General features: G+C 70.2%; 12 protein-coding genes. All 12 read right to left on the reverse strand.

Annotation, left to right across the window (positions count from 1 at the left end):
- Positions 1 to 7: 7 nt before the first annotated feature.
- Positions 8 to 292: a YggT family protein gene (locus ACY34J_RS09760; protein ID WP_462724879.1), complete on the reverse strand. Its 285-nt coding sequence runs from the start codon at positions 290 to 292 to the stop codon at positions 8 to 10.
- A 48-nt stretch (positions 293 to 340) separates the two neighbouring features.
- A complete protein-coding gene (locus ACY34J_RS09765; RefSeq protein WP_462724880.1) occupies positions 341 to 982 on the reverse strand; it encodes a cell division protein SepF in 642 nt (213 codons plus the stop codon).
- Between the two features lie 122 nt (positions 983 to 1,104).
- On the reverse strand, positions 1,105 to 1,824 hold the full coding sequence (locus ACY34J_RS09770) for a YggS family pyridoxal phosphate-dependent enzyme (protein ID WP_462724881.1): 720 nt from the start codon (positions 1,822 to 1,824) through the stop codon (positions 1,105 to 1,107).
- Positions 1,821 to 2,558: a peptidoglycan editing factor PgeF gene (gene pgeF, locus ACY34J_RS09775; RefSeq protein ID WP_462724882.1), complete on the reverse strand. Its 738-nt coding sequence runs from the start codon at positions 2,556 to 2,558 to the stop codon at positions 1,821 to 1,823. The genes ACY34J_RS09770 and pgeF overlap by 4 nt, the downstream gene beginning before the upstream one ends.
- An 11-nt stretch (positions 2,559 to 2,569) precedes the next feature.
- Positions 2,570 to 3,808 carry a cell division protein FtsZ gene (gene ftsZ / locus ACY34J_RS09780; protein WP_462724883.1) on the reverse strand — a complete coding sequence of 413 codons (1,239 nt, stop codon included), beginning with the start codon at positions 3,806 to 3,808 and terminating at the stop codon, positions 2,570 to 2,572.
- A gap of 275 nt (positions 3,809 to 4,083) precedes the next feature.
- Positions 4,084 to 4,878, reverse strand: a complete 795-nt coding sequence (locus ACY34J_RS09785; RefSeq protein ID WP_462724884.1) for a cell division protein FtsQ/DivIB — start codon at positions 4,876 to 4,878, stop codon at positions 4,084 to 4,086.
- A 15-nt stretch (positions 4,879 to 4,893) separates the two neighbouring features.
- Positions 4,894 to 5,988: an undecaprenyldiphospho-muramoylpentapeptide beta-N-acetylglucosaminyltransferase gene (gene murG, locus ACY34J_RS09790; RefSeq protein WP_462724885.1), complete on the reverse strand. Its 1,095-nt coding sequence runs from the start codon at positions 5,986 to 5,988 to the stop codon at positions 4,894 to 4,896.
- Between the two features lie 6 nt (positions 5,989 to 5,994).
- Positions 5,995 to 7,362, reverse strand: coding sequence for a putative lipid II flippase FtsW (ftsW, locus tag ACY34J_RS09795; RefSeq protein ID WP_462724886.1), 1,368 nt, complete (start codon positions 7,360 to 7,362; stop codon positions 5,995 to 5,997).
- A gap of 85 nt (positions 7,363 to 7,447) precedes the next feature.
- Positions 7,448 to 8,941, reverse strand: a complete 1,494-nt coding sequence (gene murD / locus ACY34J_RS09800) for a UDP-N-acetylmuramoyl-L-alanine--D-glutamate ligase (protein ID WP_462724887.1) — start codon at positions 8,939 to 8,941, stop codon at positions 7,448 to 7,450.
- Positions 8,938 to 10,002 carry a phospho-N-acetylmuramoyl-pentapeptide-transferase gene (mraY, locus tag ACY34J_RS09805; protein ID WP_462724888.1) on the reverse strand — a complete coding sequence of 355 codons (1,065 nt, stop codon included), beginning with the start codon at positions 10,000 to 10,002 and terminating at the stop codon, positions 8,938 to 8,940. Before mraY ends, murD begins: the two co-directional genes overlap by 4 nt.
- On the reverse strand, positions 9,999 to 11,414 hold the full coding sequence (locus tag ACY34J_RS09810) for a UDP-N-acetylmuramoyl-tripeptide--D-alanyl-D-alanine ligase (protein ID WP_462724889.1): 1,416 nt from the start codon (positions 11,412 to 11,414) through the stop codon (positions 9,999 to 10,001). Before ACY34J_RS09810 ends, mraY begins: the two co-directional genes overlap by 4 nt.
- 3 nt (positions 11,415 to 11,417) lie before the next feature.
- Positions 11,418 to 12,578 (reverse strand): UDP-N-acetylmuramoyl-L-alanyl-D-glutamate--2,6-diaminopimelate ligase (locus ACY34J_RS09815; protein ID WP_462724890.1); only part of this gene is annotated, 1,161 nt, incomplete at its 5' end.

Here is a 12,578-nt window from a genome sequence, read left to right on the forward strand (position 1 = left end):
GTATCGTTCACAGCTGCCTCACGACGGAGATCAGGATGTAGACGATGATCATCAGTACGAAGAAGGACAGGTCGAGCGCCACGCCCCCGAGACGCAGCGGCGGTATGAACCGCCGCAGAAGCTTGAGCGGCGGATCGGTGACAGTGTAGGTGGCCTCCAGCAGCACCACCATCGCCTTGCCAGGTTGCCATGTGCGGGCGAACTGGAAGACGTAGTCCATGACCAGCCGGAAGATCAAGATGATCAGGAAGCAGTACAGCGCGATATAGATCACTTGCAAGAAGGTGCTCATCTCGCGCTTCCCTCTTCCTTGGCTCGCGTCCGTACCCGGTGTTGCGTCTCAGCTTTGGTTGAAGAACCCGCCCTCTGCGATGCGGGCCTTGTCCTCCGCCGTGACATCGACGTTAGCAGGCGACAGCAGGAAGACTTTCTGCGTCACGCGCTCGATGCTCCCGTGCAGGCCGAAGACCAGACCGGCGGCAAAGTCGACAAGGCGCTTCGCGTCGGTGTCGTCCATCTCCGTCAGATTCATGATCACCGGAGTGCCCTCACGGAAGTGTTCCCCGATGGTACGGGCTTCGTTGTAGGTGCGGGGGTGCAGCGTCGTGATGCGGTAGGGCTCCCGCTCAGACACGACCTTGGGCATGATCACCGGTGCGTTCTTCTCCAGGCTTGGACGTTCGGGTGTGATGGACGCCACGGGGGCGATCCGGGCGGGTCGTCCGGCGTCAGCCCCCAGCACCGCCGACTCGCGCTGCGCGGGCGGATGAACGACCCTTACCGGTTCGTCCTGTTGCGTCCGCTCGGGCTCGAGCGGCTGGTGCTGCCGACGGGCCCGCTCGGGCTCTCCCCCGGCGCGGGCACTGGGAGGCGTCCCCAGCTCGGGCTCGAACTCGTCGTCGGGGTCGAAGCCCCGGCCGTCGTACCCATCGTCCTCCACGAGGCCGAGGTAGACCGCCATCTTGCGCATCGCGCCGGCCATTCTCTGCGTCCTCCGCTCTGTGGTGGATCGGCTGCGCCACCGGGGGCCCTGGATCCACTCGGCCTGTCCGTCATTGACGGAAATGACCATATTTTCTGCTGTGGTCCGACTTGCTGGCGACGTTACCGGAGCCGGGGTCTGACTCCGAGTACCGCAGTGCCGACGCGCACATGTGTCGCCCCGGCCGCCACCGCGTCTTCAAGATCCGAGCTCATCCCTGCCGACACCATGGTTGCAGCAGGATGCTCCACGCGCAGGCGGGATGAGATTTCCATCAGCCGGTCGAATGCGGCCCGTTGACGTCCGGCGTAGGGCCCGGACAGAGGTGCGACCATCATCAGGCCGTCCAGCCGCAACCCCTCGGCCGATGCGACCGCCTCCGCCAACTCCCATACGCCGGCCGGGGCTACGCCGCCACGAATCCCGGCTTCGCCCGCCTCGGCGTCAAGGGCGACCTGGATCAGACACCCGATTTCGCGCCCGGCGCGCACCGCGGCGGTGGACAGTGCGCCCACGAGCTTCGGTCGGTCGACGGATTGCACCAGATGGGCGTAACTTGCCACAGAACGCGCCTTGTTCGTCTGCAGCTGACCGACGAAGTGCCAGTTCAAGGAGAGATCGGCGCAGGCCTCCGCCTTGGGAGCCGCTTCCTGGTCACGGTTTTCCGCGACATGCCGCACCCCGAGTTCGGAAAGCAGCCGTACGTCACTCGCCGGGTAGGTCTTGGTGACCACAATCAGGGTAACTTCGTCCCGCTTTCGCCCGGCGGCGACACAAGCGGTGGAGATACGTTCCTCCACTTGCGCGAGATTTGCGGCGAGTTCAGCCTTGCGATCCGTCATATCCCATCTTCCAGCCAGATATAACCAGCCAGCCGACCGGTCGTACGGTTACGGCGGTACGAGAAGTGGTCCGCCGACTCCAGCGTGCAGATGTCGGATTTCTCACGCAGATTGACCCCGAGGCGGGCAAGTTGGGCGTGGACTCCGCCGACGACGTCCACCGCCGCGGTGCCCCAGGACGTGGTCGCCCAGCCCTCCGGAACCACCTGTGCCACCTCGGCCCGCATCACCTCCGGCACCTCGTAGCACCGGCCGCAGACCGCGGGCCCGGTGACGGCCGTGATCTGCGAAGCCTGCGCACCGAGCGCCAGCATCGCCTCGACGGCAGCCGGCACAACTCCGGCAACCAGGCCCGGCCTGCCGGCGTGCGCGGCGGCCACGACACCCGCGACCGGGTCGGCCAGCAGGACGGGGGTGCAGTCGGCGGTGAGCACGGCGAGCGCCAGGTCGCGCCGGGTCGTCACCAACGCGTCGACGGAGGGGATCCGGCCGTCGCCCCACGGCCCGTCGACCACGGCGACGTCCCGTCCGTGCACCTGGTTCATCCACACCACGCGCGCCGGGTCGAGCCCCAGTGCCTTCGCCGCCAACTCACGGTTGGTCCGCACGGCAGCGGGGTCGTCGCCGACCGCACCGCCGAGGTTGAGCTCCTCGTACGGAGCGGCGCTCACTCCGCCCCACCGGTCGGTGAAGGCGAAGTGCGCGCCGCTCGTCTCTCGCTGTTGCCCTATCACGTCGGGCCGGTTTACTTCAGGAAGTCGGGTACGTCCAGCTCCTCGGCCGAGCTGTCCTGGTACGGACGGGCCGGGGGGACCTGGGGCGGGGTGACCGGGGAAGGGGGGATCTCGCCGACCGTTGCCGGCTCGGTGCGCTCCGGCTCCGTTCCCGACTCGCCCTCACGCGGAGTGACGGTCCCCAGCCCGCCGAAGGACGGCCGGCTCCCGGTGTCCGTCGGGCTGCCGCCGCGGCCGCTGCCGTACGAGTCCTCGCGCCCGCTGGTCGAACCGAGCACCTTGTCACGGTGCTTGGAGGGCGGCTGGCCGCCGTCGAAGCCGGCCGCGATCACGGTGACCCGGACCTCGTCGCCGAGCGCATCGTCGATGACGGCGCCGAAGATGATGTTCGCCTCGGGGTGTGCGGCCTCGCTCACCAGCTGGGCGGCCTCGTTGATCTCGAACAGGCCGAGGTCGGAGCCGCCGGAGATGGAGAGCAGCACGCCGCGGGCACCGTCGATGGACGCCTCCAGCAGCGGCGAGGAGATCGCCATCTCCGCGGCCGCCACCGCCCGGTCGTCACCGCGCGCCGAGCCGATGCCCATGAGGGCCGATCCGGCCTCCGACATCACGGACTTGACGTCCGCGAAGTCGAGGTTGATCAGACCCGGGGTGGTGATGAGGTCGGTGATGCCCTGGACACCCGACAGCAGCACCTGGTCCGCCGACTTGAACGCGTCGAGCACGCTCACCTGGCGATCGGAGATGGACAGCAGCCGGTCGTTGGGGATCACGATGAGGGTGTCGACCTCATCGCGCAGCTGGGCGATGCCGTCCTCGGCCTGGTTGGCCCGGCGGCGGCCCTCGAAGGTGAAGGGGCGGGTGACCACGCCGATGGTCAGGGCGCCGAGCGAGCGCGCGATGTTGGCGACGACGGGCGCGCCACCGGTGCCGGTGCCACCGCCCTCGCCGGCGGTGACGAAGACCATGTCGGCCCCCTTGAGGACCTCCTCGATCTCCTCGCGGTGGTCTTCGGCGGCCTTGCGGCCGACGTCGGGGTTGGCGCCGGCGCCGAGCCCCCGGGTGAGTTCGCGGCCGACGTCGAGCTTGACGTCCGCGTCGCTCATCAGCAGGGCCTGTGCATCGGTGTTGATCGCGATGAACTCGACGCCCTTGAGACCGACCTCGATCATCCGGTTGATGGCGTTGACGCCACCGCCGCCGATGCCGACGACCTTGATGACTGCGAGGTAGTTCTGCGGTGCTGCCACGTCGAAGGCCTCTCGCCTCGAGTTACGTGTCCGCGTACCGCGGTTGTCGCGGTGCGTGGACGGATGCCGATGGGACGGTCCGAACGCCGACCCGAACCCTAAACGTGAAGTTCAGGGTTACCAGTGTGCCTGTCCCAAGGGACTCTTCGAACGAGACACTAAGTCGACAAGTGCTGCGCGTTCAACGAACACGCCGAACCTCCCGTTTTTCTTTTCACCCTATGTGATCACGCGTAGCCCTAGCCAACCAGGGTGCTGGCGGGCAGTTCGGTGCGTCAACTCCTCGATACGGCAGGGGAGCTTGGTGCGCTCACATCGAAGTGCTGCGCGTTCCGGGCGGTTTTCAGAAGGGCGAGAAGAGCCCTTGACTTGGCGGCGCCCTGTTCGCTGCTGCCCCAGGCGACCGTACGACCACCCGTCAACTGAAGGGTGATTGAGTCATATGAACGTACTGCGATGACGCGGGTGTCGCGGTGGACGGCAGCGGGCAGTTCGACGGCGACCCGCACACCCTCACGCCGCAGCCGGTCCACGCCGAATCGCCGCAGGCTCGGCGAGCCCTTCACATCCAGTTCCAGTTGCGGAACACCCTCGGGCGCGCGGTCGACCGTGGCGAATCGGAAGCCCTCGGCGTCCACCTCGACGAACTTCCCGCCGGATTTCAGAACGGCCTCGGGCTTTCGCTCCGTCACTTTCAGCTGAATTGTGTGCGGCCAGGACCGCACGATGTTGACGGAGTTGATGCGCGGCAGCTTCTTGCGCAGCCTCGCCGCGATCGCGTCGGTGTCAACGGAGGCGAGTGGTACGTCCCTCGGGACGGCGGCGGCATCGAGTACCTCGTCCGGGGTCAACGTCTCGGTGCCGCCGGCCACTACCCGCTCCGCCCGAAGCCAGGGCGAGCCGTACAGCACCCAGACCGCACCTGCGCCGAGCAGCACGGCGGCGAGCGCGATGAGGATCAGGACGGGGCGGCCGGGCAGCCTCAGTCGGCGCCGCGGCCTTGCGGGCGGGGGCGGGCCGGACGTCGAACGCTGATCAGTACCGTCCGGGGCGGTCGTCGGTCCGGCCACGCTCCCTGCTTTCTCTCAGACCTGGCGGCGAGCGGCAATCGCCTCGTGAACCATGCCGACCAGCAGCTCGTCGGCGTCCCGGCGGCCGAACTCCGCGGCGGCGCGGGACATCTCCAGCAGCCGGTGCGGGTCGGCGAGCACCGGCAGCACCTGCTGCTGCACCCACTCGGGAGTGAGCTCGGCGTCATCGACCAGCAGGCCGCCGCCCGCCTTGACCACCGGCTGGGCGTTGAGCCGCTGCTCGCCGTTGCCGATCGGCAGCGGAACATAGGCGGCCGGAAGCCCGACCGCGGACAGCTCGGCGACGGTCATCGCGCCCGCGCGGCAGAGCATCATGTCGGCCGCGGCGTACGCGAGATCCATCCGGTCCAGATACGGCACCGGGAGGTACGGCGGCACTCCCGGCATGTTGTCGACCCGCGGCAGTTCGTTCTTGGGGCCGACCGCGTGCAGGATCTGGACGCCGGAGCGCTGCAGCAGCGGCGCGACCGCCTGGACGACCTCGTTCAGCCGGCGGGCGCCCTGCGAGCCGCCGGAGACCAGCAGGGTCGGCAGGTTGGGGTCCAGACCGAAGGCGGCCCGCGCCTCGGGGCGGACGGCCGCCCGGTCGAGGATTGCGATGGAGCGGCGCAGCGGGATGCCGACGTACCGGGCGTGGCGCAGCTTGCTGTCGGGGGTGCTGACCGCGACCTTGTCGGTGTAGCGGGAGCCGATCTTGTTGGCCAGGCCGGGGCGCGCGTTGGCCTCGTGGACGACGATGGGCACGCCGAGCCGCTTGGCGGCGAGGTAGCCGGGCAGCGCGACATAGCCGCCGAAGCCGACAACGCAGTCGGCCTTGGTGCGCTCGAGGATCTGCTCGGCGGCCTTGATGGTGCCGCGCAGCCGCCCGGGAACGGTGATCAGTTCCGGTGTGGGCTTGCGCGGCAGCGGCACGGCCGGGATCAGCGCGAGTTCATAGCCCCGCTCGGGGACGAGCCGGGTCTCAAGTCCGCGTTCCGTACCCAGAGCCGTGATCCCCACGGTGGGGTCCTGCCTGCGCAGGGCATCCGCGAGGGCGAGCGCGGGCTCGATGTGGCCGGCGGTCCCCCCACCGGCGAGTACGACATGCACCGAAATTCACCGCTCTCCGGACGGCTGCCTCCCGGCGCGCCGTCTCATCGTCTTCCATCTCACCCCTGCCCACCTTTTATCAAAGACGGGCCTCCGCGCGGACCGGGCCGTCAGGGCCGCCCGGGCAGCGGGCTCGCTGCGCGCGAAGGCGATCAGCAGCCCGATGGCGAACATCGTGGGCAGCAGGGCGGAGCCTCCGTAGGAGAACAGCGGGAGGGGGACCCCGGCGATCGGCAGCAGCCCGAGCACCGCACCGATGTTGACCACGGCCTGGGCCGTGATCCAGGTGGTCACACCCCCCGCGGCATACCGTACGAAGGGATCCTCCGTGCGTCCGGCCACGCGGATACCCGCATAGCCTAGAGCCGCGAAGAGGGCGAGCACCGACAGCGTCCCCGCCAGGCCGAGTTCCTCCCCGGTCACGGCGAAGATGAAGTCGGTATGCGGTTCGGGTAGTTCGCCCCATTTCTCCACGCTTGCTCCGAGTCCCGAGCCGAACAGTCCGCCGGACGCCAGGGCGTAGATCCCGTGCACCGCCTGCCAGCACTGGTCGTTCGGCCCGGGGTCGGTGGCGCCCAGGCAGCCCAGCCGGGCCATGCGGGTGGGGCTGGTCCTGATCAGGACGAAACCGAGCAGCCCGGCGACCGCGAGCACGCCGGTGAACAGCCGGGTGGGGGCGCCGGCCAGCCACAGCAGGCCGAAGAGCACGGCCGTGAGAATGATCGCAGTGCCCATGTCGCCGCCGAGCATGATCAGTCCGAGCAGCATGAAGGCGCCCGGGACCAGCGGGACGAGCAGGTGCTTCCACTGGGTCAGCAGCCGCTTGTCCTGCTTGCGGGCGAGCAGATCGGCGCCCCACAGCACGAGGGCCAGCTTGCCGAACTCGCTGGGCTGGAGCTGGAACGGGCCGCCGAGCTGCAGCCAGTTCTGGTTCCCGTTGACGGCATGCCCTATCCCGGGCACCTGGACCAGGGTCATCAGGACGACGGAGCCGGCGAGCAGCGGATAGGCCAGCGCCCGGTGCAGCCGGATGGGCATCCGGCAGGCGAGCAGCAGCAGGCAGGTGCCCAGGGCCGCGGCAAGGAGCTGCTTGCGGAAGAAGTAGGTGGGGGCCAGCCCGGACTGCAGGGCCTGGACCATGGAGGCGGAGTAGACCATGACCAGGCCCAGGACCGTGAGCAGCAGGCTGCCGCCGAGGATCAGGTAGTACGCGGTCAGCGGCCGGTCCCAGGCGCGGCGGGCCTTGGTGTACAGCAGCCGGAGGCCCCGTCGGGCGCTGCCGCGCGGAGGCCCCGGCTTGCCGGCCCCAGCCCCGCCCGGGCGCCGTACCCGCGGCACCGCCGGGCGGTCCGCCGTGCGCTCGCGCGCCGCCATGTCCCCTCCAGTGGTCTGATGCGCCGGTGGGTGCGCGACCAGGCGCCGTTCGCCTCGGCTCGAGTGGCACGGGGGACGAGCCCGGCTAGCTCTCCTGTCCCCCGCCTGCCGCCTCGAGGTTCCGCACGGCTTCGGCGAAGGCGTCCCCTCGCTTGCCGTAGTTGACGAACATGTCCATCGAGGCACAGGCCGGGGCCAGCAGGACGGTGTCCCCCGGGTGCGCGAGCCGTGTCGCCTCCCGGACCGCGGCGGCCATCGCCCCAGTGTCGGTCCGGTCGAGGTCCACGACCGGGACATCCGGGGCGTGTCGCCCGAGCGCTTCGCGGATCAGGGCCCGGTCGGCGCCGATGAGGACGGCGCCGCGCAGGCGCTTCGCCGACTTCCGCACCAGGTCGTCGAAGGTGGCGCCCTTCGCCAGACCGCCCGCGATCCACACGATGTGCTCGAAGGAGGCGAGCGAGGCCTCGGTGGCGTGGGTGTTGGTGGCCTTGGAGTCGTCGACGTAGGCGATGCCGTCGATGTCGGCGACGTGCGCGATGCGGTGGGCGTCGGGGCGGAAGGCCCGCAGTCCCTCCCGTACGGCCGCGGGCTCGACGCCGAAGGCGCGGGCGAGCGCGGCCGCGGCGAGGGCGTTGGCGATGTTGTGCGGGGCCGGGGGCTGGATGTCGGAGACCTCGGCCAGCTCCTGGGCGCTGGTCCGCCGGTTCTCCACAAACGCCCGGTCGACCAGGATGTCCTCGACGACGCCGAGCTGGGAGGGGCCGGGGGTGCCGAGGGTGAACCCGATGGCGCGGCAGCCCTCCTCGACGTCGGCCTCGCGGACCAGCTCCTCGGTGGCCGGGTCGGCGACGTTGTAGACGCAGGCGACGGTGTTGCCTGCGTAGATCCGGCCCTTGTCGGCGGCGTACGCCTGCATGGAGCCGTGCCAGTCGAGGTGGTCCGGGGCGAGGTTGAGGACAGCCGCGGAGTGCGGCCGGACGCTCGGCGCCCAGTGCAGCTGGTAGCTGGACAGCTCGACGGCGAGGACGTCGTACGGCTTCGCCCCGTCCTGTCCGTCGGACAGCACCACGTCGATGATCGGAGTGCCGATGTTGCCGACGGCGGCGGTGCGCAGGCCCGCGGCCGTGAGGATGGAGGCCAGCATCTGCACGGTGGTGGTCTTGCCGTTGGTGCCGGTGACCGCCAGCCAGGGCGCCGATCCCGCCCGTCGCCCGCCACCGCCCTCAACCGGCAGGGCTCCGCCCTGGCTGGGCAGTTCCTGGCCGCGGAGCTGCCAGGCGATCTCCACATCCCCGACCACCTCGACGCCCGCCGCTGCCGCGGCGGCGAACAGCGGGCTGTCCGGCTTCCAGCCGGGCGAGGTGACCACCAGCTCGGTGCCCCCGGGCAATGTGTCCCCGTCGCCGAGGCGGACGGCGATGCCGTCCGCCTCCAGCTTGGCGGCGCTCTCGCGCTGCCGCTCGCCACTGCCGCCGTCCACGACGGTGACACTCGCGCCGAGCCCGGCCAGGGCGCGGGCGGCGCTGACGCCGCTCACGCCCAGGCCGGCGACGGTGATCCTCTTGCCCGACCAGGTCATTTGCCTGCCCGCCAGCCCGCGTAGAAGAGACCGAGACCCACGATCACACACATACCTTGAATGATCCAGAAGCGGACCACGACAAGGACTTCGGTCCAGCCCTTGAGCTCGAAGTGGTGCTGCAGTGGCGCCATCCGGAAAACGCGCTTGCCGGTGAGGCGGAAGGAGCCGACCTGGATCACCACGGACATGGTGATGAGTACGAACAGACCGCCGAGCAGGGCGAGCAGCAGCTCCGTACGGGAGCAGATCGCCAGGCCCGCGAGCGCGCCGCCGAGGGCCAGCGAACCGGTGTCGCCCATGAAGATCTTGGCGGGCGAGGTGTTCCACCACAGGAAGCCGAAGCAGGCGCCCATCAGGGCGGAGGCGACGACGGCGAGGTCGAGCGGGTCGCGGACCTCGAAGCAGCCGGGGCCCGAGGTGAGCTGGTTGGCGCAGGACTCCTGGAACTGCCAGACGCCGATGAAGGTGTACGCGCCGAAGACCATCACGGAGGCGCCGGTGGCCAGGCCGTCGAGGCCGTCGGTGAGGTTCACGCCGTTCGACATCGCGAGGATCATGAACAGCGCCCAGATTGTGAAGATCACCGGGCCGACCGACCAGCCGAAGTCCTGGATGAAGGACAGCTTGTCGGAGGCCGGGGTCTGGCCGCGCGAGTCGGCGAAGTTGAGCGCGAGCACGGCGAAGGCGATGCCGACGATCAGCTGGCCGGCCATCTTCGCCTTGGCCCGCAGGCCGAGGCTGCGCTGCTTGACGATCTTGATGTAGTCGTCGAGGAAGCCGACCAGGCCCATGCCCGCCATGAGGAACAGGACCAGCACACCGGAGAAGGTCGGGTCGTTGCCGGTGAGGACCTTGGTGAGCACGTACGCGATCAGTGTGGCCAGGATGAAGGCGATACCACCCATGGTCGGGGTACCGCGCTTGCTGTGGTGATCGCGCGGGCCGTCGTCACGGATGTACTGGCCGTAGCCCTTGCGGGCGAGCAGACGGATCAGCAGCGGAGTGCCGATCAGGGTGAGGAAGAGTCCGATGACTCCGGAGAAGAGGATCTGCCTCATCGGCCGGCGACCTCACCCTCGCCAGCCCCGTCCAGCAATGCCTGCGCGACCCGCTCCAGGCCGACTGCCCTGGAAGCCTTCACCAGCACGACGTCCCCCGGGCGCAACTGTTTGCGCAACAGGTCGACAGCCGCCTGCGCGTCGGACACGTGCACCGACTCCTCACCCCACGAACCCTCATTCTTGGCGCCCATGTCCAGCCAAGCGGCCTCCTGGCCGCCGACCGCCACGAGCTTGCTGACGTTGAGCCGGACGGCGAGTCGTCCGACCGCGTCGTGCTCGGCGAGTGACTCCTCGCCGAGCTCGGCCATGCGGCCGAGCACCGCCCACGTCCGCCGCCCGTTCCCCATGGCGGCGAGCGCGCGCAGCGCGGCTCGCATGGAGTCGGGATTCGCGTTGTAGGCGTCATTGACGACCGTCACGCCGTCCGAGCGCTCGGTGACCTCCATCCGCCAGCGGGAGAGCTGTCCCGCCTCGGAGAGCGCCTGGGCGATCTCGTCGACGGGCATGCCCAACTCGTGGGCGACGGCGGCCGCGGCAAGCGCGTTCGACACGTGGTGCTCACCGTACAGGCGCAAGGTCACGCTGCTGCACCCGGTGGGTGTGCTCAGCGTGAAGGCGGGCTGCCCCGTGGCTGTCAGGCGGATGTCCTCGGCGCGTACGTCGGCGTCCTCGGCCTCCCCGAAGAGGACCGTACGGGCCTTGGTACGGGCGGACATGGCGCGTACGAGGGGGTCATCCGCGTTCAGCACGGCGATGCCGCCCTCGGCTGCCGCGGGCAGGCACTCGACCAACTCGCCCTTGGCCTGGGCGATTTGCTCGCGGCCGCCGAACTCGCCGATGTGCGCGGTGCCGACGTTGAGCACGATGCCGATGCGGGGCGGGGTCAGCTCGGTGAGGTAGCGGATGTGGCCGATGCCGCGGGCGCCCATCTCCAGGACGAGGTACCGCGTTTCCTCTGTGGCCCGCAGCGCGGTGACCGGCAGGCCGATCTCGTTGTTGAGGGAACCGGGCGTCCACACGGTGGGGGCGTACCGCTGCAGCACCTGTGCGATGAGGTCCTTGGTGCTGGTTTTCCCGGACGAGCCGGTCAGGGCGATGACGGAGGTGCCCAGGCGCTCCACGACGGCGCGGGCGAGGGCTCCGAGGGCGCGCTCGACGTCATCGACGACGAGCGCGGGAACGCCGACGGGGCGGGTGGCCAGCACGGCTGCCGCGCCCGCCTCGACGGCGCGCTGCGCGAAGTCGTGGCCGTCGACGCGCTCGCCGACGAAGGCGGCGAACAGGCCGCCGGGGCGCACCTCGCGGGAGTCGTACACGACAGGTCCGGTGACCCGCACGTCCGGGTCCGGTATGTCGCACGGCCGTCCCGAGACGATCTCGGCGATCTCAGCGAGAGAGAGGGCGATCACTGCTCATCCCTGGTCGTTCTGGGCGGTGAGAGGGGCACGCCGCTGCTGCTCGAGGATGGTCTCGCGCAGCACCGCCCGGTCGTCGAAGGGGCGTACCACCCCGGCGACGTCCTGTCCCTGCTCATGCCCCTTGCCGGCGACGATGACGGTGTCACCGGGCTCGGCGCGGGCGACGGCGGCGGCGATGGCGGCGGCCCGGTCCTCCTCGATCAGGACCGTGCCGCGCTCGTGGACGGGCACCTCGGCGGCGCCGGCGAGCATGGCGGCGAGGATCGCGAGCGGATCCTCGGAACGGGGATTGTCGGAGGTCAGGACGGCCGTGTCGGCGAGCCGGGCGAGCGCCGCGCCCATGGGGCCGCGCTTGTGCGGGTCGCGGTCGCCGCCGCAGCCGAGGACGGCGTGCAGCTTGCCGTCGGTGACCTTGCGCAGGGCGCGCAGGACCGATTCCACGGCGTCGGGCTTGTGGGCGTAGTCGACGACGGCCAGGTAGGGCTGGCCGACGTCCACGCGCTCGAGGCGGCCGGGCACGCCGGGGACGGCCGCGATCCCGTCGGCGGCGGTCTGCGGGTCGATCCCGGCGACGACGAGGGCCGTGATCGCGGCGAGCGTGTTGGCGACGTTGAAGGGGCCGGGCAGCGGGGCGGCGGCGGTGACGGTCTCGCCCTTCGGGCCGACGGCGGTGAAGGTGGAGCCGAGCGGGCCGACCTGCACATCCTCGGCGCGCCAGTCGGCGTCGGGGTGGCCCTCGGCGGAGAAGGTGGTGACGGGGATCCCGGATTCCGCGGCGAGGCGTTTTCCGTACTCGTCGTCGAGGTTCACCACCCCGGCCCGCGAGCGCGCCGCGGTGAACAGCTGCGCCTTGGCCTGGAAGTAGTCCTCCATGTCCGGGTGGAAGTCCAGGTGCTCGGGGCTGAGGTTGGTGAAGACGGCGACGTCGAAGAGGGTGCCGTCGACCCGGCCGAGGACCAGGGCGTGGCTGGAGACCTCCATGGCGACCGAGCGGACGCCGCGCTCACGCATCACCGCGAAGAGCGCCTGCAGGTCGGTGGCCTCGGGGGTGGTGCGCTCGCTCTTGATCCGCTCGTCGCCGATCCGGGACTCGACGGTGCCGATGAGGCCGGTGAGGCCCGCTCCGCTCTTCTCGGCCGCGGCCCGCCGCAGGCC

It is taken from the genome of Streptomyces sp. HSS9-12 (assembly GCF_054963655.1).

Coding starts and splice junctions, on each gene's coding strand:
- ACY34J_RS09760 (WP_462724879.1), bottom strand. CDS start 292: ATGAGCACCTTCTTGCAAGTGATCTATATCGCGCTGTACTGCTTCCTG.
- ACY34J_RS09765 (WP_462724880.1), bottom strand. CDS start 982: ATGGCCGGCGCGATGCGCAAGATGGCGGTCTACCTCGGCCTCGTGGAG.
- ACY34J_RS09770 (WP_462724881.1), bottom strand. CDS start 1,824: ATGACGGATCGCAAGGCTGAACTCGCCGCAAATCTCGCGCAAGTGGAG.
- ftsW (WP_462724886.1), bottom strand. CDS start 7,362: ATGGCGGCGCGCGAGCGCACGGCGGACCGCCCGGCGGTGCCGCGGGTA.
- murD (WP_462724887.1), bottom strand. CDS start 8,941: ATGACCTGGTCGGGCAAGAGGATCACCGTCGCCGGCCTGGGCGTGAGC.
- mraY (WP_462724888.1), bottom strand. CDS start 10,002: ATGAGGCAGATCCTCTTCTCCGGAGTCATCGGACTCTTCCTCACCCTG.